This is a genomic window from Mesorhizobium sp. ArgA1, from assembly GCF_053714375.1.
Map to the genome: position 1 here is coordinate 442,060 of NZ_JBSKBQ010000003.1, position 19,589 is coordinate 461,648.

The 19,589-nt window shown below is 62.1% G+C and carries 23 protein-coding genes; 10 read left to right on the top strand and 13 right to left on the bottom strand.

Annotated features, from left to right (window positions below):
- Positions 1-6 precede the first annotated feature (6 nt).
- Both ACWGTI_RS12010 and hemB read left to right on the top strand, forming a co-directional pair.
- Complete coding sequence (locus ACWGTI_RS12010) at positions 7-513, top strand: pyridoxamine 5'-phosphate oxidase family protein (protein ID WP_454587294.1); 507 nt, start codon at positions 7-9, stop codon at positions 511-513.
- An 87-nt stretch (positions 514-600) separates the two neighbouring features.
- A complete protein-coding gene (hemB, locus tag ACWGTI_RS12015) occupies positions 601-1,632 on the top strand; it encodes a porphobilinogen synthase (protein ID WP_454587295.1) in 1,032 nt (343 codons plus the stop codon).
- A gap of 30 nt (positions 1,633-1,662) precedes the next feature.
- Here the strand turns inward: hemB and ACWGTI_RS12020 are convergent, their stop codons facing one another.
- Positions 1,663-2,319, bottom strand: coding sequence for a glutathione S-transferase family protein (locus tag ACWGTI_RS12020; RefSeq protein WP_454587296.1), 657 nt, complete (start codon positions 2,317-2,319; stop codon positions 1,663-1,665).
- Positions 2,320-2,431: 112 nt separating this feature from the next.
- Here ACWGTI_RS12020 and ACWGTI_RS12025 point away from each other — a divergent pair, with 112 nt between their 5' ends.
- On the top strand, positions 2,432-3,640 hold the full coding sequence (locus ACWGTI_RS12025; RefSeq protein ID WP_454587297.1) for a polyhydroxyalkanoate depolymerase: 1,209 nt from the start codon (positions 2,432-2,434) through the stop codon (positions 3,638-3,640).
- 64 nt (positions 3,641-3,704) lie between these two features.
- Here ACWGTI_RS12025 and ACWGTI_RS12030 read toward each other — a convergent pair whose 3' ends face one another.
- Positions 3,705-4,031 (bottom strand): DUF1330 domain-containing protein, encoded by a 327-nt coding sequence (locus tag ACWGTI_RS12030; protein WP_023693250.1) that lies wholly within the window; start codon positions 4,029-4,031, stop codon positions 3,705-3,707.
- Between the two features lie 176 nt (positions 4,032-4,207).
- On the opposite strand from ACWGTI_RS12030, the gene ACWGTI_RS12035 reads away from it, so the two are divergent.
- Positions 4,208-4,903 carry a winged helix-turn-helix transcriptional regulator gene (locus ACWGTI_RS12035; protein ID WP_454587298.1) on the top strand — a complete coding sequence of 232 codons (696 nt, stop codon included), beginning with the start codon at positions 4,208-4,210 and terminating at the stop codon, positions 4,901-4,903.
- A 430-nt stretch (positions 4,904-5,333) separates the two neighbouring features.
- Positions 5,334-5,981: a dihydrofolate reductase family protein gene (locus tag ACWGTI_RS12040; protein WP_454587299.1), complete on the top strand. Its 648-nt coding sequence runs from the start codon at positions 5,334-5,336 to the stop codon at positions 5,979-5,981.
- Positions 5,982-6,180: 199 nt separating this feature from the next.
- Here ACWGTI_RS12040 and ppk2 read toward each other — a convergent pair whose 3' ends face one another.
- Entirely contained in the window at positions 6,181-7,101 is a 921-nt protein-coding gene (gene ppk2, locus ACWGTI_RS12045) for a polyphosphate kinase 2 (protein WP_454587300.1), read from the bottom strand.
- A gap of 243 nt (positions 7,102-7,344) precedes the next feature.
- Between ppk2 and ACWGTI_RS12050 the strand changes: the two genes are divergently transcribed.
- Positions 7,345-8,388 (top strand): aldo/keto reductase, encoded by a 1,044-nt coding sequence (locus ACWGTI_RS12050; RefSeq protein ID WP_454587301.1) that lies wholly within the window; start codon positions 7,345-7,347, stop codon positions 8,386-8,388.
- 2 nt (positions 8,389-8,390) lie between these two features.
- Here ACWGTI_RS12050 and ACWGTI_RS12055 read toward each other — a convergent pair whose 3' ends face one another.
- A complete protein-coding gene (locus ACWGTI_RS12055; protein WP_454587302.1) occupies positions 8,391-9,362 on the bottom strand; it encodes a glycosyl transferase family 90 in 972 nt (323 codons plus the stop codon).
- A gap of 178 nt (positions 9,363-9,540) precedes the next feature.
- Here ACWGTI_RS12055 and ACWGTI_RS12060 point away from each other — a divergent pair, with 178 nt between their 5' ends.
- Positions 9,541-9,699, top strand: a complete 159-nt coding sequence (locus ACWGTI_RS12060) for a hypothetical protein (protein WP_454578681.1) — start codon at positions 9,541-9,543, stop codon at positions 9,697-9,699.
- Positions 9,700-9,750: 51 nt separating this feature from the next.
- Here ACWGTI_RS12060 and ACWGTI_RS12065 read toward each other — a convergent pair whose 3' ends face one another.
- Both ACWGTI_RS12065 and ACWGTI_RS12070 read right to left on the bottom strand, forming a co-directional pair.
- Entirely contained in the window at positions 9,751-10,008 is a 258-nt protein-coding gene (locus tag ACWGTI_RS12065) for a DUF982 domain-containing protein (RefSeq protein WP_454587303.1), read from the bottom strand.
- Positions 10,009-10,091: 83 nt separating this feature from the next.
- Positions 10,092-10,757, bottom strand: a complete 666-nt coding sequence (locus tag ACWGTI_RS12070) for a GntR family transcriptional regulator (RefSeq protein WP_454587304.1) — start codon at positions 10,755-10,757, stop codon at positions 10,092-10,094.
- 151 nt (positions 10,758-10,908) lie between these two features.
- Between ACWGTI_RS12070 and ACWGTI_RS12075 the strand changes: the two genes are divergently transcribed.
- Complete coding sequence (locus tag ACWGTI_RS12075; RefSeq protein ID WP_454587305.1) at positions 10,909-12,174, top strand: multidrug efflux MFS transporter; 1,266 nt, start codon at positions 10,909-10,911, stop codon at positions 12,172-12,174.
- Positions 12,175-12,217: 43 nt separating this feature from the next.
- Positions 12,218-12,592, top strand: a complete 375-nt coding sequence (locus tag ACWGTI_RS12080) for a DUF423 domain-containing protein (RefSeq protein WP_454578678.1) — start codon at positions 12,218-12,220, stop codon at positions 12,590-12,592.
- A gap of 42 nt (positions 12,593-12,634) precedes the next feature.
- On the opposite strand, the gene ACWGTI_RS12085 is transcribed toward ACWGTI_RS12080, so the two are convergent.
- Both ACWGTI_RS12085 and ACWGTI_RS12090 read right to left on the bottom strand, forming a co-directional pair.
- Complete coding sequence (locus ACWGTI_RS12085) at positions 12,635-12,778, bottom strand: hypothetical protein (RefSeq protein ID WP_454587306.1); 144 nt, start codon at positions 12,776-12,778, stop codon at positions 12,635-12,637.
- A 65-nt stretch (positions 12,779-12,843) separates the two neighbouring features.
- Positions 12,844-12,987: a hypothetical protein gene (locus ACWGTI_RS12090; RefSeq protein WP_454587307.1), complete on the bottom strand. Its 144-nt coding sequence runs from the start codon at positions 12,985-12,987 to the stop codon at positions 12,844-12,846.
- Positions 12,988-13,135: 148 nt separating this feature from the next.
- Between ACWGTI_RS12090 and ACWGTI_RS12095 the strand changes: the two genes are divergently transcribed.
- Positions 13,136-14,233 carry a LacI family DNA-binding transcriptional regulator gene (locus tag ACWGTI_RS12095; protein ID WP_454587308.1) on the top strand — a complete coding sequence of 366 codons (1,098 nt, stop codon included), beginning with the start codon at positions 13,136-13,138 and terminating at the stop codon, positions 14,231-14,233.
- 91 nt (positions 14,234-14,324) lie between these two features.
- On the opposite strand, the gene ACWGTI_RS12100 is transcribed toward ACWGTI_RS12095, so the two are convergent.
- The 5 genes from ACWGTI_RS12100 to ACWGTI_RS12120 all read right to left on the bottom strand — a co-directional run.
- Entirely contained in the window at positions 14,325-15,638 is a 1,314-nt protein-coding gene (locus tag ACWGTI_RS12100; RefSeq protein WP_454587328.1) for an ABC transporter substrate-binding protein, read from the bottom strand.
- 94 nt (positions 15,639-15,732) lie between these two features.
- Positions 15,733-16,581: a carbohydrate ABC transporter permease gene (locus ACWGTI_RS12105; RefSeq protein WP_454587309.1), complete on the bottom strand. Its 849-nt coding sequence runs from the start codon at positions 16,579-16,581 to the stop codon at positions 15,733-15,735.
- Positions 16,578-17,507, bottom strand: a complete 930-nt coding sequence (locus tag ACWGTI_RS12110) for a carbohydrate ABC transporter permease (RefSeq protein ID WP_454587310.1) — start codon at positions 17,505-17,507, stop codon at positions 16,578-16,580. The genes ACWGTI_RS12105 and ACWGTI_RS12110 overlap by 4 nt, the downstream gene beginning before the upstream one ends.
- A gap of 1 nt (position 17,508) precedes the next feature.
- Entirely contained in the window at positions 17,509-18,597 is a 1,089-nt protein-coding gene (locus ACWGTI_RS12115; RefSeq protein ID WP_454587311.1) for an ABC transporter ATP-binding protein, read from the bottom strand.
- A 50-nt stretch (positions 18,598-18,647) separates the two neighbouring features.
- The coding region (locus ACWGTI_RS12120) for an alpha-L-arabinofuranosidase C-terminal domain-containing protein (protein ID WP_454587312.1) at positions 18,648-19,589 on the bottom strand (942 nt) is incomplete at its 5' end.

Genomic DNA, 19,589 nt, shown 5'->3' on the forward strand with positions numbered 1-19,589 from the left:
CGAACGATGACGCTTGAAACCGTAACGCCGGGCCATGGCTGGGAGATGCCGAAAAAGTTCGACCCGCACGATGTGCTGAGCCGCCCGCTGATGGCCAATCTGGCGACCTTGACCCCAGATGGCGCCCCGCGCAACGCGCCGATGTGGTTCATCTGGGAGGACGATGCGATCTGGCTGCTCGGCTCAACCGAGGCCAGCGCGGTCAAGCACCTCGAACGCGACCCGCGCTGCGCGGTGGAGATCGTGCATTTCGACAATGAGGCCGGCATCCTGCTGCATCTCGGCCTGCGCGGCGCCGCCACCATCGAGCCGATGTCGCCCGACCGCTTCAAACGACTGCTGCACAAATATCTCGGCCCGGAGGCGAACTGGAACCGCTGGTTCATCGACAACGTGGCCGATATCGATCATCCGAACGGCCGCCTGATCCGGCTCGCCCCGGAGAGCATCTTCACCAACAATGTGTCATTCTTCAAAACCGGGCCGGAGCTGGCGTGGCCGCCAAAGGCGTAGTTGGCGCAGCATCCGCTGGCACAATCGTGTCGCATTGGTCAGCGACAAGGGCTCGTGGTAAAAGCCGCGCGATCCGGAGTTATGGCGATGAACAAATTCACCCCCGCAAAGCCCGCCGGCGCGCGCAGCGTCGATGAGATCACCGGCAGCCGCCGCTTGCGGCGCATGCGCAAGGCCGACTGGTCGCGCCGCCTGGTGCAGGAGAACCGGCTGTCGGTGAACGATCTGATCTGGCCGATCTTCGTCATCGACGGCAAGAACACGCGCGAACCGATCGCCGCAATGCCCGGCGTCTTCCGCCTGTCGCTCGACCTCGCCGTCAAGGAAGCCGAGCGCGCCGCCAAGCTCGGCATTCCGGCGATCGCCACCTTCCCCAATGTCGAGCTTGCGCTGCGCGACCAGACGGGATCGCACATCCTCGACCCCGAAAACATCATCAACCGCGCCACCCGCGCCATCAAGGACGCGGTGCCGGAGATCGGCATCATCACCGATGCGGCGCTCGACCCGTTCACCTCGCACGGCCATGACGGCATTTTGCGCGACGGCATCATCGTCAACGACGAGACGGTGGAACAGGTGACCGCGGCAGCCGTCATCCAGGCGGCGGCGGGCGCCGACATCATCGCACCGTCCGACATGATGGACGGCCGCATCGGCGCCATCCGCGACGCGCTCGACGCGAATGGTTTTTCCGACGTGGCGATCATGTCCTATGCAACGAAATTCGCCTCGGCCTTCTACGGCCCCTATCGCGAAGCGGTCGGCACCGCCGGCCTGCTCAAGGGCGACAAGAAGACCTACTATATCGACCACGCCAATTCCGACGAGGCGATGCGCGAGGCCGAGCAGGACATCGCCGAGGGCGCCGACATGCTTATGGTCAAGCCCGGCCTGCCCTATCTCGACATCATCCGCAGGCTGAAGGACGAGTTTCAGATGCCGACCTTCGCCTACCAGGTGTCGGGCGAGTATTCGATGATCAAGGCGGCCGCCGCCAATGGCTGGATCGACGGCGAGAAGGCAATGCTGGAGAGCCTGCTTGCCTTCAAGCGCGCCGGCTGCGACGGCATCCTGACTTATTTCGCGCCCGAGGTGGCGCAGATGCTGAAGGGATAGGGCAGCCGCGGCCGCCCTGCTCCAGCGTTCTCAAAACTCCACGTCGAGTTCGATAATGTCCTCGGGCTCGGCAAGCGCGTCCCGCGTCCACTCCTGCATCAGCGACCAGTCGAGGATCACCTCGCAATAGCCCGCGTGTGGCGCTTCGAGCTCTACCGCGTAGGTGCGGAAACGGGTGCAGACCGGCGCATACATCGCGTCGGCCACGGTCGGCGCGGAACCGAACATAAACGGCCCGCCATAGGCTGCGAGGCATTCGGACCAGATCGTCTTGATCCGCTCCACGTCCGGGCGCGCGCCGGAAAAGATCTTGAAGCTCTTGTGCCGGGCTTTCAGGCTCATCGGCAGCGCCGAGCGCAAATTGTGGAAGCCTGAATGCATCTCGCCTGATACCGCGCGGCAATGCGCGCGCGCCACGCGCTCGGCAGGTAGCAGGCCGGCATCCGGCATGGTCTCGGCCAGATATTCGGCGATCGCCAGCGTGTCCCACACCGTCACCCCGTCATGGGTCAGCCGCGGCACCAGCACCGATGGCGACAGGAGCAGCAATTCCTGCCGTTGTTCGGGGTCATCGATGTCGATGCGCTTCTCCTCGAACTCCAGCCCGGCCATGCGGCAGAGTAGCCAGCCACGCAAGGACCAGGAAGAATAGTTCTTCGACGAAATCGTCAACATCGCCTTGGTCATGCCGTCGCCTCTCCAGGCCCCTTTGCCGGCAACAATCCTCTCGCAATGCACAAAATTTTGCACTAGATTTTTTGCACTGCCACATGGCGGCTTCGGAACGGGATGCATCTCGATGCTGTACCAGGCCTACCAGCTTCAGGACGACCTCATCGCCCCGTCGCGTTTTTTCGCCGATCTCTTGCGCTCGGCGATGAGCGGCATGGTTTCAGGTGAAAGCGTAAAGCAGCGTCTTGCCGCCGGGCTGGAGATGATCGGCCGCTTCAAGCTCACCCATACGCGACCGGATTTCGACATCAGATCCGTCAGGGTCGGCAATCGCGACGTGCCGGTCACCGTCGAGACAGCGCTTGAGCTGCCGTTCGGGACGCTGCTGCGCTTCGCCAAGGACATGGATACGCGCCAGCCCAAGGTGATGGTGATCGCCCCTTTGTCGGGTCATTTCTCGACGCTGCTGCGCGGTACGGTGGAGACGCTGCTGGAAGACCACGAGGTCTACATTACCGACTGGGCCAATGCCCGTGACGTACCGCTCGTCGCCGGCCGCTTCGGCGTGGACGACCATGTCGACTACATCATCCGCTTTCTCGAAGCGATTGGCCCGGGCGCGCACATACTGGCGGTCTGCCAGCCCTGCGTCCAGGCGCTTGCCGCCGTCGCTGTCATGTCCGAGGACAAGCACCCTGCGACACCGCGCTCGATGACGCTGATGGCGGGGCCGATCGATCCGCGCGAGAGTCCGACCAAGGTCAACGAATTCGCCGTCAGCAAGTCGCTGGCGTGGTTCCAGAGTTCCGTCATTTCGCGCGTGCCGTGGCGCCATGCCGGCGGCGGACGCCGCGTCTATCCGGGCTTTCTGCAGCTTGCCGCGTTCATGGCCATGAACATGGACCGCCACAAAAAGGCCCAGCAAAAACTGCATGACCATCTGGCGGCCGGCGAGACCGCCGAGGCCGAGAAGATAAAAACCTTCTACGACGAGTATCTGGCGGTGCTCGACCTCACCGAAGAATTCTATCTCGAAACCATCGACCGCGTGTTCCAGAAGGCGGAGCTCGCCACCGGTACGTTCACGTTCCGCGGCAGCCCGGTCGATCCGGGCGCGATCCGCAACACGGCGCTGCTGACCGTCGAGGGCGGGCGCGACGACATCTGCGCCCTCGGTCAGACCTCGGCAGCGCATGAATTGTGCCGGTCGCTGCGTCCGCATCTGAAGCGCCATCATTTGCAGGCCAATGTCGGCCACTACGGCGTCTTCAACGGCAAGCGCTGGGAGCGCGAAATCTATCCGGCCGTGCGCAATCTCATCCTGTCGATGGAATAGGCTTTGCCCACAGGAACGCTGAAGAGATAGCCGGAACCCGGAAAGCCCGGGTTCCGGCCTTTCCTTACGCCTTCGGCAAATAAGGGATCGTTCCGGCCAGATCGGTATCGTCGATCAGCTGGAAGCGGCTGTCGCTGCCCTTCTGGCGTTCTGCCACAAACGGGGCGTATTGCGGATCGTTGGTGAAGGCTTCGGCTGCCTTTGCCGACGGAAACGCCATGATGGCGATCAGGCTGGTGTCGAGCGGCTTGCCTTCGAGCGTCTTCACATTTCCGCTGCGGGCGAGATATTTGCCGCCGTGCTTGTGCACGAGGTCGTGCACCGAAGCGGCGTAGGCCGGCACCCATTTGTCGTCCTTCACCTTGATGTCTGCGATCACGTAAGCGGTCATTGTCTAACTCCTCATGGATCGGCGCCGGACTGCCCGGCGACGTGACCGCTGCCTCGCATGCCAGTGCCGAACCGCTCCAGTCACCGAACTGTACCAGGGGTGCCGGTACAGCTTCTGTACTGGCTGGATGCCGGTTTTCTGAATAAGGTCCGGCAACATCATTTGGAGATCGCCACATGACACAAGCCGGATACAAGCAGTTCTGCCCGCTCTCCATGGCGGCTGAGTTGTTGTGCACACGCTGGACCATGGTGCTGCTGCGCGAACTGGTGGCGGGATCGACCCGCTTCAACGACCTGCGCCGCGGCGTACCGAAAATGTCGCCAACTCTTCTGTCGCAACGGCTGAAGGACCTTGAAGCCGGCGGCATTGTCGAGCGCACCGAGATCGAATCCGAGAAGGGTGTGTTCGAATACCGGCTGACCGAGGCGGGTCGGGATTTGCGCCCGGTGGTCGAGGCGATGGGGTTCTGGGGCCAGAAATGGGTCGAGGCCAGGCTCTCGCTCAGGAATCTCGATCCATCGCTGCTGATGTGGGACATGCGGCGCAACCTGAACCCCAGTCCGCTGCCGGACGGGCGCACCGTGATACAATTCCTGTACCATGACCTGCCGGCGTCGAAACGCTCGTGGTGGTTGATCGTCGAGAAGCGGGGCGAGGTCGATCTGTGCTGGTACGATCCGGGCTTCGACGTCGATCTCTATGTCTCGACGGACCTGTGCACCATGACCTCGATCTGGATGGGGCTGACGACGGTGCACAAGGAACGCGACAAGATCAGCCTGACCGGCGATCTCGATGTCGCCGGCAAGATGCAGACCTGGCTCGGCCTGAGCCCATTTGCGGTGATGCCGAAGCGCGTCGCGGCCTGAGGCCGGCTTGCCGTCATAGGCGCCGCAAATTTGCTGACCTACCGCGCAAGCGCTCTATATTCGTAGGTGCTGGGGCGACGCCGCGTCGGGACCCTGTCTGTCAGGTCAACCACGCGGATCCATTTACCGGCGTCCCCTCGCAAGGTGACCTTACGGCCGATCACCTTTTCGGCTGCTCCAAACGGTGTACTGGCCTGCGTTTCCTGACTCTCCTGGACGACATCTCCGTCCATCGTCTCGACCCGATACGCCTTCATCTCGTGCGCTCCCCGGCTCAGGGCATCACCGGAGGTTAACGCAGTGGCCTTCGCCGTCAAGTATTAGCATAACCTAATGTTGAGTAGTCCCCACAAAAACCGCTTGCAAACTGCAACCAGTGTGATTAAAAGCCAACCACTCGCAAATACGACCGGTTACCTCGGAGGCTCTCATGTCCAAACTTCGTGTGAATGCATTCACCCTGTCGCTCGACGGCTACGGCGCCGGTCCCGACCAGACTCTGCAAAATCCGCTCGGCGTCGGTGGCGAAGATCTGCATAAATGGATGATCGGCACCCGCACCTTTCGCAAGATGGTGATGGGCAAGGAAGGCGGCACCACCGACACCGACGATGACTTCGCCGTCCGCAGCTTCGACGATGTCGGCGCCTGGATCCTCGGCCGCAACATGTTCGGGCCGATCCGCGGCGAGTGGCCGGACGAGAACTGGAAAGGCTGGTGGGGCGACAACCCGCCCTACCATGTGGCGACTTTCGTGCTGACCCATTACAAGCGCGATCCGATCGAAATGGAAGGCGGGACGGTGTTCCACTTCGTCACCGACGGCATTCATTCGGCGCTCGAACAAGCCAAGGCAGCGGCTGGCGGCAAGGATGTGCGCGTGGGCGGCGGCGTCTCGACCATCCGGCAGTATCTCCAGGAGAAGCTGATCGACGAGATGCACCTGGCGATCTCGCCGGTGCTGCTCGGCAAGGGCGAGAACCTGTTTGCCGGCCTGGATATGCTGAAGCTTGGCTATCAGTGCACCGAACAGGTGGCGACGGAGCTTGCCACGCATGTGACGATCAAGCGGGGTTAGTGCAGGCCTCTTTCTCCCCGTTCACGGCCGCAAGGGGGGAAAATGTCCGGCAGGACAATGAGGGGCGGCGCGCCGGTTCGGGATTGAGTGGCCAGCATGGCAGCGACAGCAAGGGGGCACCCAATCCTTAGGTTAGCGCTGCCCCTCATCCGCCCTTCGGGCACCTTCTCCCCGTGAAACGGGGAGAAGGAAAGAATGCTCAATACTTCTCCGGCACGTAAAGCTCGCGCGGGAGCACCTGGCGCTCGTATTCCGGATTGAACACCCGCTCGGGCAGCGTGATCTCCTCGTGCGGCACGTCCTCGTAAGGCATCTGCTTGAGCAGGTGGTCGATACAGTTCAGCCGCGCCCGCTTCTTGTCGTTGCCTTCGACGATGTACCACGGCGCCTCGGGAATATTGGTGCGGGCAAACGTCTCTTCCTTGGCCTTGGTGTAATGCTCCCAGCGCACGCGCGACTGCAGATCCATCGGCGACAGTTTCCACTGTTTCATCGGATCGTGGATACGCATCAGGAAGCGCATCTGTTGTTCCTCGTCGGTGATGGAGAACCAGTATTTGACCAAAGTGACGCCTGAGCGGACCAGCATGCGCTCGAACTCCGGCACGTCGTGGAAGAATTGCTCGACCTGATCCTGGTCGGCAAAGCCCATCACCCGCTCGACGCCGGAGCGGTTGTACCAGGAGCGGTCGAACAGCACAATCTCGCCGCCGGCCGGCAGATGCGGCACGTAGCGCTGGAAATACCATTGCGATTTCTCGCGCTCCGTCGGCGCCGGCAGCGCCACGACACGAGCGATGCGCGGGTTGAGGCGCTGGGTGATGCGCTTGATGACGCCACCCTTGCCGGCGGAATCGCGGCCCTCGAAAATCACCACCAGCTTTTTCTTGTGATAGGCGACCCAGGACTGCAGCTTGATCAGTTCCGACTGCAGGCTGATCAGGTCGCGAAAATACTGCATGCGATCGATCGATGGCGGATGCGCGTTCTTGTAGATCTTGGCGATCTCCAGCGACAGCGCCGGCTCCGACATTTCCAGCTCATAGTCTTCGTCGAGTGTGTCGGCGAGTTCGGCTTCGAGCCAATCCCTGGCTGGAGAATTCTGCTTCAACTCGGTCATTTCCACTGCTCCGCTTGCCGACTGACATGAAACCCTGAGCCGACTTGATATAGGCCGGCAATGACGGTTTTATTGCAAGCCGCCGGCCGGTCGATCACGGCACAGATCGGCGAGGCATTGCCAAACCGTCGCCGTGGCATGGCGACAAGCCGCTCAAATTGTCCTACAAATGGCGGACCCGTTCTGGCTTCCCGCCCTTCCCTGCTAAATCTGCCTCCCCCACTAAAATCACGAGGATCTGATATGGAATACCGCACGCTTGGCCGTTCAGGCCTGAAGGTTTCGACGCTGACGCTGGGCACCATGACCTTCGGCGGCAGCGGGCCGTTCGCCGCCGTCGGCAATTCCGATCTCGCGGAGGCATCGCGCATCATCGACACCTGCATCGATGCCGGCATCAACCTCATCGACACCGCCAATGTCTATTCGAACGGCCTGTCGGAAGAGATCATCGGCGAGGCGCTCGGCGGCAAGCGCAAGAACGATGTGCTGATCGCCTCCAAGGCGCGCATGCGGATCGGCAAGGGCCCGAACGACGAAGGCCTATCGCGCCATCATCTGATCCGCGAATGCGAGAAGAGCCTGAAGCGCCTCAGAACCGATGTCATCGACATCTATTTCCTGCACGAATGGGATGGCACGACGCCGCTCGAGGAAACCATGTCGGCGCTCGACACGCTGGTTGCCCAGGGCAAGATCCGCTATGTCGGCTGCTCCAACTATTCCGGCTGGCAGGTGATGAAGGCGCTCGGCATCAGCGACAGCCAGCACCAGCCGCGCTTCGTCACCCAGCAGATCCACTACACGCTGGAAGCGCGCGAAGCCGAATATGAACTCTTGCCGATCTCGGTCGACCAGGGCCTTGGCGTGCTGGTGTGGAGCCCGCTCGCCGGTGGCCTTTTGTCAGGCAAATACCGCCGTGACAGCCCGACCGCGCGCCAGCTCGGCGGCTGGTCGGAACCGCCGATCCGCGACGAGGACCTGCTGTGGCGGATCGTCGATGTGCTGGTCGACATCGGTGCGGCACGCGGCGTTTCGGCGGCGCAGGTGGCGCTTGCCTGGCTGCTCGGCCGGCCGGCCGTCAGCTCGCTGGTGATCGGCGCCCGCAACGAGACCCAGTTGAAGGACAATCTTGCCGCAGCAGCACTCGCCCTCACCGCTGACGAACGCGACCGTCTCGATGCCGTCAGCCGGCCGCAGGTGCTCTATCCCTACTGGCACCAGCAGTTCACGGCGAAGGACCGGTTCGGTCCAGCCGATCTGGTGCTCGACCGCAGCGCCATCTGACGCTAGCCCGCGATAAACCGCCAGACCTCCGGATCGGGCTCGATCTGGCCGCTGAGCACGAAATATTTGTAGAGCACGAGCAAGCTGATCGCCTGCTCGGCCTGCTCGTTGGTGAATTTGCGGCAATAGGCGTTGGCCGCCGCAACGATACGCTGGGCTTCGGCCGGATGCTTCTCGAGGTGGTGCACCCGCTCGGCCAGATCGCTGAAATCGGGCGCCAGCGGCACATAATGGACATCGGGCTCGAGCTGGCCCTCGGCGAACCAGGTCTCATAGGTCGGTGGCGGCATCAGGCAGAGCGAATTCGAACTCATGATCCATTTCAGATTGGTCGCGACATCGTTGCCTTCGAGCGAGATGATGTAGCGGTAGCGTCGCTGCTGATCGATGCTGAGATAAGGCTTGCGGTATTCCGGAGGCGCCGTTGCCCTTGGCGTGCCGACATCGCAGATCGGCAGGTCGCGGGCGGCCTCCAGCAGCAGGGTGCGGATCGGATTGTTGAGTTCGCCGCGCCAGACGACGAGCGGATGCTTGTCGGCGAAGGCGACATCGTCGGCCGGCATGTGAAAATGACGGAACTTGTTCAGCTTGAACAGGACGCCGTTGCCGTTGTCGCCGATGATCGGCCGGTCCTTGACGATCGACGGCATCTTCGGCACTTCAATGACGTCGCCGAATTCCAGGTCGATGCGCAGACCCGGATCGAAATAGCGGGTGAACTCCTTCAGATCGTAATAGTACATGCTGCGGTCCGTTGGCAGCCGGCTGACCGGCACAGCCTCGGGGCTGGGTATGAAGGGCTGCCGCAGCGCGTTGTAGTAGTTGAGCCGCTGGCGGACCGATCCATCGGAAAGCCTGGCCTGATCGAGCAGACGACCGAGCTGACGCCGGAACAGGACCGGCGGCGCGATGTCGCGCATGGCGTTGCGCGCATAATAGATCAGCTTCTGTGCGTTTCTTTGAAGCGTGGCCATCGGTCGTTTTGATTCGAAATCGGTCGGCGGCGGCTCCAGCAACTGTCCCGCAGCCTTTTCTAAACCATTGTGTTAGCCATCACGCAAGTCCAGAACCGCTGGCATCTGCCCTCCCGGCGCTGTTGTGTTTGCCGGCCAATGCTTCTAGGCAGGATCAGGTACAGCGAAAGGAAACGATATGGCGCGACCACCGAACTACGGTCAGGAACGCAAGGAGCGCGACCGGCAGAAGGCCGCCAAGAAGGCGGAGAAGCTTGCCGCCAAGGTCGCAGCCAAGGAGCGTTCCAAGCCTGAGAACGAGGCCGGTTCCGAAACCGATACTGAAACGGAAGAATAGCCAAACAGGACGGGAGAGATCCGGCCCCGCAACGGGCCGGAGCCGCTGCGATCAGGCGGCCTTGTCGCTGACGAAGACGTTGACTTCGCGCGCCGCGGCTATGAAGGCGCGCCTTGCGATCATCGCGGGCTTGTCGCCGGCAATCGCATCATGACAGGCCTGCAGCGCCTCGCGGTGCTTGGGGCTGCGCTTGCCAGGCCAGCTGTTGAGCAGGTAATCGGACGCCTCGCGGGCCGTGCGCAGGAGCTGATTGGCTCCCCCCGTGGCCGACTTTACGGTCACGGGCGTTTCAAACCGGTTGTTTTCCATGGCCGCTCCTTACGCCATCGGCGTGCGCGAAGCGAGGCGGAAAAGACGATCTTGTCCGCGTTCTATCGTTTTCGTGATTCTTATCAGGCGGCGACGACGGCAAATCCCCTGGCGCGCAGGCCACGGCGGTCATTGTGCAGCGACGTCACCAGGCGGTCGCGGCTGCCAACAATATGGGCGGAAAGCCGCGCTGCCGCTGCGTCGGCGTCACCTGCCCGCACCGCCGCCAGAATGGCATGATGTTCGCTCCAGGCGCGGCCAATGGCAGCCTCGTCGCGCACCTCCAGCCAGCGCGCCCGCGACAGCCGCGTCATCGCATCGCGCACCGCTCTGAACAAGAACTCGTTGCCGGAGAGCCGCGCCAGTTCGATGTGGAAATCCATGCCGACGCGGTGCCATTCCTCGCGCGGTGTGGCGGCGTCGCAGGAGTCCAGCATCGCCTCGACAACATCGACGGCGCTCCTGTCGGCCAGTGCCGAGGTCAGCCTGACGGCCGCGACCTCGACCGCCTCGCGGTAGACCGCGATCTGTTCGAGTTCGGCGAGGTTGATCGGCGACACCGTCCAGCCGCGCCCGTCGCGGCAGACGAGCCCTTCCGTCTCGAGCCGCAGCAACGCTGCCCTGACCGGCGTGCGAGAGGCCCCGAAGCGGCTCTCGATCCAGCGTTCCGTCAGCCGCTCGCCGGGACCGACCTCAAGGCCGAGGATCATCTCGCGAAGCGCTTTTTCGACGGCCTGCATCTGCGACATTTTTCGTTCCGCTGCTGGCGACCGGCCTCGCATCAAGGTCTGGCCGATCACGTTTCAGAGCGCCGCATTGACAGCGGCAAAGCTTGCGTTCAAGACGGATACCACTCTGGTATCCCAAAACGGTATCCGCAGCAAGCGGACAGGACATCACATGCCGCAGGACAGTTCAGTGCAGGCGACCGACACGCCCTCCGCCTACAATGTGCATTGGCGGCGCAACCTTTTCGTGTGCTTTGCCGGCTCGTTCAGCACACTTGTGGCGATGACGCTGCTCTTGCCGTTCCTGCCGCTCTATGTCGAGCAACTGGGCGCCGTCGGCCATGCGGCGATCGTGCAATGGTCCGGCATCGCTTTCGGTGCCACCTTCTTTGCCGCAGCCCTCGTCGCGCCGCTCTGGGGACGGCTGGGCGACCGTTACGGCCGTAAGGTGATGCTGGTGCGCGCCAGTTTCGGCATGGCCATCTGCATGTCGCTGACTGGCATGGTGCAGACCGTCTGGCAACTGGTGCTGCTGCGCTTGCTGATCGGCTTTGCCGGCGGCTATTCCTCGGGCTCGACCATACTGGTCGCCATGCAGACGCCGAAAGACCGCTCCGGCTGGGCGCTCGGCGTGCTGTCGGCCGGCATCACCGCAGGCTCCCTTGTCGGCCCGCTGCTCGGCGGCGCGCTGCCGCCGCTGATCGGCATCCGCGCCACCTTCCTGATCGCCGGCGGCGTCATTTTCCTGGCGGCACTGGCGACGACTTTCCTGATCAAGGAGACCCCTCGCCCGCCAGCACGGGCAAAACCGACGGAGAAGCCGAAGGGTGGCTGGGCGCAGATTCCAGACAAACGTCCGGTGGTGGCCATGCTGGCAACCGGCATGCTGTTCACCTTCGCCAATATGTCGATCGAGCCGATCATCACCGTCTACGTCCAGCAACTGGTCGCGGACGCAAGTCGGGTGACGCTGACCTCCGGCGTCGTCATGTCGGCGGCAGCACTCGGCGCCATCCTCTCGGCGTCGCGATTGGGCAAGCTCGCCGACCGTATCGGCCACTGGAACGTCATCGTCGCATCGCTTGCCGTTTCGGCAATGCTGCTGATACCGCAGGCCTTCGTCACAGAGAGTTGGCAACTCGTCGGCTTGCGCTTCCTGATGGGTCTGGTGCTGGGCGGGCTGCTGCCCTGCATCACCAGTGTCATCCGCCACAATGTTCCCGATGGCGTCGGCGGCAATGTGCTGGGCCTGGCGATCTCGGCGCAATATGTCGGCCAGGTCGCTGGCCCGCTGCTCGGCGGCTTCGTCGGCGGCCATTTCGGCATGCGCGCGGTGTTTCTCGGCACGTCCGTGCTGATGGCCGGCGGTGCAGTGTACAACTGGCTGGTCCAGTCGCGCCGGACACGCGACATGCTGGCGGTATCAGGCAAATCCTGACAGACAGGGTGAGCCGCCTATCGTCAATCACGGAGCCCGAGACATGAGTATCGCCGAGACCGCACCAGCAAGCAGCGCCAACATCCTCGTCTTCGCCGGCGGCCTGTGCGGCGCAGGCGGCGTAGCGCTGTCGGCGGCATCGGCGCATCTGGGCGGCGCTTTCGTGGGCACCGCCGCATCCTTCCTGATCATGCATGCGCCGGTGTTTCTGGCTGTCGGCCTCGCCGCCGCAAACCGGATCTTGCGGATCGGCAGCCTGGTGCTGCTCGTTGGGCTTGTCCTGTTCTGCGGCGATCTGCTGGCCCGGGATTTCCTGGGATCGCGGCTCTTCCCGATGTCGGCGCCGATCGGCGGCAGCTTGCTGATCGCAGGCTGGCTGGCGATCGCGGCCTCGGCGCTGGTGCGTCAACGTCCCTGACGGGGCAAGAACCCTGCCCCGTCAGATATTCTCAAGTGAGGCTCAATCCTGCCGGCGTTCCGGCAGCAAGTCGCGGTTGCGCTTGGCAGGCTTGGTCGGCCGCAGCCTTTCCGGTCGCTCCGCGGCCGGCGAGATGCCCCAGTAATTGCGGTAGATGTCTTCGAACAGATGCTTTACGGGATGCATGGTTCGGTCTCCTTCCTAGGAAATTTGAATCGATCCAATCCGCCGGCATGAAAATGCCTTGCCGATCAGCCGCGCTTGCGCTCCACAAGGAAGTGCAGGTCGCGCTTCCACGGGCCGGTCTGGCCACGGCGCTTGCGGGTGGCGGCAAAGGAGGCGATGCCCCAGTCATTGCCGTAGATGTCTTCGAACAGATAATTCATCGGATGCATGGCACTCTCCTCTATTGAACCGATCCAATTGGCGGTCGGTAAAATTCGTTGGATCGATTCAAATATAGACCCTTCACGCCCTTCGATCAAGGGAAAATTTGAACCGATCCAACGAAAGTGCTAGATAGAGGCAATTCAGGAGACGAAGATGACGGCAATGAACTTGGGAAAGACGGGGACCTCCGGGAAGACGAGACCGGTGCGGCTGGCTGACATCGCCAAGGCGGCCGGCGTCTCGCACGGCACCGCCTCCAATGTCTTCGCTCGGCCCGAGATCGTGCGCGAAGAAGTGCGCGAGCGGGTCAAGGCGGCAGCTGAGGCAATGGGCTATGCCGGGCCGGATCCCAAGGGCCGGCTGCTGCGCGCCGGCAAGGTCAACGCCATTGGCGTCGCCACGGCCGAACCACTGTCCTACTTCTTCGACGATCCTTTTGCCCGCGTCATGATGGCCAGCATCTCGCAGGCCTGCGACGCAACCGGCGCCGGGATTTCACTAGTCTCCGCCGCCAACAACGAACAGCTCGCCTGGAACATCCAGAGCGCGCTTGTCGACGGCTTCATCGTGTTCTGCGTCGAGGGCGGTTCGCGGCTGGTAGAATTGGCGCGCGAACGCAAACTGCCTTTCGTGGCGCTCGACCTCGATTCGGAAAATGAGGCGGTCGCGGCGATCGGCATCGACAATATCGCCGGCGCCGGTCTGGCAGCGCGGCATCTGGCAGAGCTCGGCCATCGCCGCTTTGCCGTTCTCACCTTGCCCTGCACCGATGCCAGCTTCGGCCCGATCACCCGGGAGCGGATCGAGACGAAATCGCTCTACGCCGGCACCCGCGACCGCCTGCGCGGTTACCTCACCGAACTCTCCAAATTCGGCATCGACGCTTCAAAGGTGCCGATCTACGAAACGCTCAACGATGAGGAGAGCGTACGGGCCGGCCTCGATCATGTTTTCGCGCTGCCGGAAAAGCCGACGGCAATTCTGACCATGTCGGACAGAATGGCACTGCATGCGCTCGACTGGCTGCGCGAGCATGACATCGCCGTGCCGGGCGACGTGTCCATCGTCGGCTTCGACGGCGTGCCGGAAGGCGCGGTCTCCGAGCCGCCGCTGACCACGGTCGCCCAGCCGATTGCCGAGATGGGCCGGCTCGCCGTCAAGGCGATCCTCGACAATGACGGTTCGCAGCACCGGCAATTGCTGCCGGTCGACCTTATCGTGCGGGGTTCGTCGGCCCCCTCGCCCGTCTGACAAGCGGCTTTGAGTTTGGGCCGCAACACAAAATGCCCCACGGCTGTTTCCAGCCGCAGGGCACAGGGAGAGGTCTCGATAAACTTGCAGTTCAAAGGTTGGCGAGCAATTCGTTGACGCGGCTTTCCATGTCTGCAAGCGCGGCGTCGACATCCTTCTGACCGGTGACTGCAGCGCTCATCTCTTCGCCGACAATGTCCTGGATCGCAAATTGGCGCTGCACCGCTGCCGGCAGCGGCCTGCCGAGATCGGCGACCGCGGCGATCGTGTTGCGATGCGGCAGCGCCTTGAAGGCGTCCGAGGTAATGATGGCCTTGTATGCCGGCAGGTGGCCGGTGCGCGACCATTCGAAGTCGTTGTCGGCGAAGAACTTCAGGAACTTGCCGATCGCCGCGGTCTGTTCAGGTGTGCGATCCTTCTGCGAGACTGCCCAGGTGTGGCCGTCGGCATATTGCGCATGCGCGCCGCCAAACAGCTGCGGATACGGGTAGACCGCATAGCCGCCCTTGTTGAGCGCCGTGCCCTTGGTTTCGGACTGGGCGTTGTTGTCACCGACAACCCACGTGCCGTTGAGCTGAACACCACCCTCACCGGCAAGGAAAGCGTTGATCGCGCCGCCGTAGTCGAGGTCCTTGGTGGTGTAGTCCTTGTCGAAGATCGCCTTGTACATCTCGACGACCTTCTTTGCTTCCGGCGTATTCAATTTCACGTGCTTGGGATCGGCAAAGAAGTCGGAATCTTGCTGAAAGAGGTAAGTGTAGAGATTGCGCGTGTAGAGCGCCGTCTCATTGGCCAGGTTCTGAACGAAATAGGGCTTGCCGGTCTTCTGCTTGAACTGTTCGGCCTGGGCGAGCAGTTCCTCCGGCGATTTCGGCAGCATCGGCGTGCCGTCGGCATTGACGAGCCCGGCTTGTTTGAAGAGATCCATGTTGATGTGATAGAGCATCGTCCAGCTGTCGATCGGCAGGCCGTAGATCTTGCCGTCCTTGGTGGCACCGTTGCGCGCGGCATCGGTGAATGCGTCAGGCGTGACGCCGACAGACTTCAAGAGATCGTCGAGCGGCATCAAAAGGCCCTTGGACTGGTAGTCCGAAAGTGCGGATTCATGGATCGTGACGATGTCCGGGGCATCGCCCGAAGCGAACTGCGCGGTCAGTTGGTCATAGCCCGGCCATTCCACGGTGGAGACGCTGACATGCACATCGGGATTGTCGGCGTTGAACTTGTTGATCAGCGAGGTGATGATGCCGCATTCGCCGACGGCCTTGGTGACATCGGTGTTGGTCCCGAAATCTGCGTCGCAGGCACCGAAAAAGCGCTGGACGGTCAGCTCCGTTGCGGCAAAGCTCGGGCTTGCGAGCATCGCTACGCCCGCGGAGAGCGCGGCAAACAATAGTTTCCTCATTTTCATGTCAGTTTCCTCCTGCTTGGTGTCCGCCGCTCCACCCTGGATTGGCGTCATGCTTCAATCGCTGCGGCGCATCCCCCCGACAATTTCGTTATCTCACCGCCGCGCCAGAGACGGCCGTGACGATGTATTTCTGGAAAAACAGGTAGACGATCAGGATCGGCGCGCCGGCAAACACCGCCTGCGCCATCAGGAAGCCGATGCCTTCGGACTGGGCGAAATTGGTCTGCGTCGAGGCCATGCCGACCGTCAGCGTGTACATGTCCTTCCTGGTTGCCGAGATCAGCGGCCACAGGTAGTCATTCCACGCGCCGAGGAAGGTGAAGATGCCGAGGGTTGCCTGGGCGGGCACAGTGAGCGGCAACAGCACCTTCCAGAAAATCTTGAACCGGCTCGCATTGTCCAGCATGGCGGCTTCGTCCAGCTCCTTCGGGATGGCCTTGAAATATTGGGTCATCAGGAAGACGCCGAACGAAGCCGACAGGCCCGGGAGGATGAGCCCGTGATAGGTGTTGTGGAACTTGAGCAGGCTGAAGATCTGGTGGCGGGCGACGAGCACGGCCTGTTCGGGAACCGCCAGACCGAACAGCACGATCACAAACAGGATGTTTCGACCGGGAAAGTTCAGCCGCGCGAAGCCGTAGCCGGCGAGCGAGGAAAGGACCAGCGTGCCGATCGTCAGCCCGCCGGCGACGATGATGCTGTTGCCCACCCAGCGGAAAACCGACGAGGTACCGACGGTGTTGATGTAGTTCTTCAGCGTGTAGGGCGCGTGGAACACCGAGTTCGGATCCGCCATCAGCTCGGCATTTTCCTTGAGCGACAGGCCGACTACCCACAGCGCCGGCGCGATCATGACAATCGACAGAAGGATGACGAGGACCAGCAGCACGCGGTCGCCGAATGCCCGTCCCCTGATGGAAATGGCCGGAGCGCTCATGCCTGATCCCCCTTGTTGCGTGTGACGAGGTACTGCGCCATGGCCGCGATCAGGATGAGGATGAAGAGAATTTCCGATGCCGCGGCGCCCAGGCCCAGGTCCCAGCGGCGGAATGCGGTGTCATAGATGTAGAGCACGATCGGCTTGGTCAGGTTGTTCGGACCGCCGCGCGTCATCAGCCAGGCCTGGCCGAACAGCTGAAATTGCAGCACGATCTGGATGATGATCACCAAGATGAAGGTGCGTTTGATCGACGGCAGCGTGATCGAGCGCAACGTCTGCCAGCGATTGGCATTGTCCAGGACCGCCGCTTCGTAGATATCCTGGGGAATCTGCTGGAGCGCCGAGAGAAAGAGCATCATCGGCAGACCGATGCACCACCAGATGGTGGCGATGGCGATGCCGATCATTGCGAGGCTGGGATCGGAAAGGAAAGCCGGAGCGGTTGCATCGAACCATCCGTAGATTGTCGACAGCAGGCCGACATTGGGAATGAACACGATGCGCCAGATCAATGTGACGATTGTGACCGAGAGCACCGAGGAGGAAAAGAACAGGGTTCGCAGCACCGCGGCGGTGCGCGTACGGCGGTTGAGGCAAAGCGCGAGAAAGAGCCCGATCAGCGCCAGCGTCGGCACCGTCAGAAGCACGAAGTAGAAGGTGTTCCAGACCGACTGCAGGAAGACCTTGTCATGGAACAGCCGGACATAGTTTCCGAGACCGACAAATTCTCCAGACGAGAACGTGTCGGCCTTGTGGAAACTCAGCCACATCCCCCACAGGAGCGGGAAAACCAGCAACGTGGCAAAGAAGAACAGGAACGGCGCAACGAAAATGAAATTTCGCCATTGCGGCGCATGGATGTCGGCGCTTCGGACGCCGGCGGCCGGCGCCGCGGTTCGTGGCATCGTCAGCTGGTCAGCCATATCAGGCCTCCCTCGCATGCCAGGCGTGGCCGGTCTCGCTGAACAGATGCGATTTCTGACCGACGAAGGCGAGCCCGACCTTGTTGCCGACCGCGACGCGGCTGTTGCCGATATCCGAACCGACGATCTGCTGGCCATCGCCCAGTCGCGCATAGATCAGGGTGCGCTCGCCGAGACGCTCGAGCACGTCGACCACGGCGTCGGCATTGCCTTGTCCGGCGGCGACGATGCGGACATCTTCCGAACGGATGCCGAAGCTGTACTTGCCGTCGGCCACCTGGTTGGAGGCTATCCCGGTCTCGACCGATATGTCCGCAAACCTGGCCGTGGCGTGCTCGCCCGATCTGTCGAGTGTCGCCTCGACAAAGTTCATCGCCGGTGCGCCGACGAAGCCTGCGACGAATTTGGTGGCGGGCCGTTCATAGATCTCCATCGGAGACCCGATCTGCTCGATCCGGCGATTGTTCATGACGACGATGCGGTCGGCGAGCGTCATTGCCTCGACCTGATCGTGGGTGACGAAAATCATTGTCGATTGCAGACGTTGGTGAAGCTGGGCAAGTTCGATGCGGGTGCGGGTGCGCAGTGCCGCATCGAGATTGGAAAGCGGTTCGTCGAACAGGAAGGCCTTCGGCTCCTTGACGATTGCGCGGCCGATGGCAACGCGCTGGCGCTGGCCACCCGAGAGCTGACCCGGCTTGCGCTGAAGCAGATGCGGCATTTCGAGGATGCGGGCGGCCTCGTTGATCCGCGCCTCGACGACCTCACCCGGCACACCGATGTTCTCCAGCCCGAAGGCCATGTTGTCGCGCACGGTCATATGCGGATAGAGCGCATAGGACTGGAACACCATGGCAATGCCGCGCTTGCCCGGCGGCAGATGATCGATGCGCTCATTGTTGATGGCGATCTCGCCGGTATCGACGGTCTCGAGGCCTGCGATCATGCGCAGAAGGGTCGATTTCCCGCAGCCGGACGGCCCAAGGAAGACGATGAACTCGCGTGCTTTGATGGAGAGCGACAGGTCCTCCAGCACCGCCATGGCGCCAAATTTCTTGCTCACATTCCTGATTTCGATCTCGGCCGTCACGTCGACGCTCCTCCTCAGCGCAGGCACTTCTTTCGACGATATGCCTGACGTCAGAGCATCAGGCGGATCATCTGGTAGGAATAGGCCGGCAGCGACAGGCTGAGCGTGCCGCCGGCCATCGAGGCGCCTTCACCTTTCCTGGGGCCGACATTGCCGGGATTGCCTGCCGAGTTGACGGCTTTCAGATCCGCATGCGTCATCACCTGGTGATCGACGATGCCGGCTTGCCCGAAGCCGGTGAGGTCGATCAAGGTGTCGATCGCCTCACTCGAATGCCGGTTGACGGCAAAGAAGGTGACGTGGCCGGTTTGCGTGTTGTGTACGCCGGTGATGTCGACACAGGAAACGTCGCCCGCCACGCTGGATTTGTAGGTGGGGCTTTCCACCTTGAGATCGAGCGCGTTGCCGCGGCCGTAAATCGAGGCAAAGAGATAGGGATAAAAGATCGTCTGGCGCCATGCTGGGCCATTTGGAACCGTCATGATCGGCGCGATGACGTTGACCAGTTGCGCCAGGCAGGCAATCTTGACGACATCGGAACGGCGGATGAAGGTGTTGAGGATCAGGCCAACCTGCAACACGTCCTCGAAATTGTAGATGTCTTCGAGCAATGGTGGAGCGAAGGGCCAGCCGTCATTACCGCCCAGTATCTTCTTGTCCTGCTGCTTGGAATGGTACCAGACGTTCCATTCGTCGAACGAGATGTAGACCTGCCTGCTGGAGCGTTTCTTGGCCTTGATATAGTCGATGACGCCGGCGACCGAGACGATGTAGGCGTCGAGCTTCTCGTTCATGGCGAGGTAGTTCGCCGCATCGTTGGCTTCGTTGTCGAAATACATGTGCAGCGAGATGTAGTCGACCTCGTTGTAGGTATGGTCGAGAACGACCGCTTCCCATTCAGGATAGGTCGCCATTTTGGCATTTGACGAGCCGCAGACGACGAGTTCGAGCGACTGCGAAAAGGCGCGCATGGCCTTGGCGGTTTCATGGGC

Excerpts from the sequence above, each read along its gene's own strand:
- ACWGTI_RS12035 (WP_454587298.1), top strand. The coding sequence starts at position 4,208 with ATGACACAAGCCGGATACAAGCAGTTCTGCCCGCTCTCCATGGCGGCT.
- ACWGTI_RS12095 (WP_454587308.1), top strand. The coding sequence starts at position 13,136 with ATGACGGCAATGAACTTGGGAAAGACGGGGACCTCCGGGAAGACGAGA.
- hemB (WP_454587295.1), top strand. The coding sequence starts at position 601 with ATGAACAAATTCACCCCCGCAAAGCCCGCCGGCGCGCGCAGCGTCGAT.
- ACWGTI_RS12065 (WP_454587303.1), bottom strand. The coding sequence starts at position 10,008 with ATGGAAAACAACCGGTTTGAAACGCCCGTGACCGTAAAGTCGGCCACG.
- ACWGTI_RS12080 (WP_454578678.1), top strand. The coding sequence starts at position 12,218 with ATGAGTATCGCCGAGACCGCACCAGCAAGCAGCGCCAACATCCTCGTC.
- ACWGTI_RS12025 (WP_454587297.1), top strand. The coding sequence starts at position 2,432 with ATGCTGTACCAGGCCTACCAGCTTCAGGACGACCTCATCGCCCCGTCG.
- ACWGTI_RS12070 (WP_454587304.1), bottom strand. The coding sequence starts at position 10,757 with ATGTCGCAGATGCAGGCCGTCGAAAAAGCGCTTCGCGAGATGATCCTC.
- ACWGTI_RS12090 (WP_454587307.1), bottom strand. The coding sequence starts at position 12,987 with ATGCATCCGATGAATTATCTGTTCGAAGACATCTACGGCAATGACTGG.
- ppk2 (WP_454587300.1), bottom strand. The coding sequence starts at position 7,101 with ATGACCGAGTTGAAGCAGAATTCTCCAGCCAGGGATTGGCTCGAAGCC.
- ACWGTI_RS12030 (WP_023693250.1), bottom strand. The coding sequence starts at position 4,031 with ATGACCGCTTACGTGATCGCAGACATCAAGGTGAAGGACGACAAATGG.
- ACWGTI_RS12110 (WP_454587310.1), bottom strand. The coding sequence starts at position 17,507 with ATGGCTGACCAGCTGACGATGCCACGAACCGCGGCGCCGGCCGCCGGC.
- ACWGTI_RS12040 (WP_454587299.1), top strand. The coding sequence starts at position 5,334 with ATGTCCAAACTTCGTGTGAATGCATTCACCCTGTCGCTCGACGGCTAC.
- ACWGTI_RS12020 (WP_454587296.1), bottom strand. The coding sequence starts at position 2,319 with ATGACCAAGGCGATGTTGACGATTTCGTCGAAGAACTATTCTTCCTGG.
- ACWGTI_RS12085 (WP_454587306.1), bottom strand. The coding sequence starts at position 12,778 with ATGCATCCCGTAAAGCATCTGTTCGAAGACATCTACCGCAATTACTGG.
- ACWGTI_RS12075 (WP_454587305.1), top strand. The coding sequence starts at position 10,909 with ATGCCGCAGGACAGTTCAGTGCAGGCGACCGACACGCCCTCCGCCTAC.
- ACWGTI_RS12050 (WP_454587301.1), top strand. The coding sequence starts at position 7,345 with ATGGAATACCGCACGCTTGGCCGTTCAGGCCTGAAGGTTTCGACGCTG.
- ACWGTI_RS12100 (WP_454587328.1), bottom strand. The coding sequence starts at position 15,638 with ATGAGGAAACTATTGTTTGCCGCGCTCTCCGCGGGCGTAGCGATGCTC.
- ACWGTI_RS12105 (WP_454587309.1), bottom strand. The coding sequence starts at position 16,581 with ATGAGCGCTCCGGCCATTTCCATCAGGGGACGGGCATTCGGCGACCGC.
- ACWGTI_RS12010 (WP_454587294.1), top strand. The coding sequence starts at position 7 with ATGACGCTTGAAACCGTAACGCCGGGCCATGGCTGGGAGATGCCGAAA.
- ACWGTI_RS12060 (WP_454578681.1), top strand. The coding sequence starts at position 9,541 with ATGGCGCGACCACCGAACTACGGTCAGGAACGCAAGGAGCGCGACCGG.
- ACWGTI_RS12055 (WP_454587302.1), bottom strand. The coding sequence starts at position 9,362 with ATGGCCACGCTTCAAAGAAACGCACAGAAGCTGATCTATTATGCGCGC.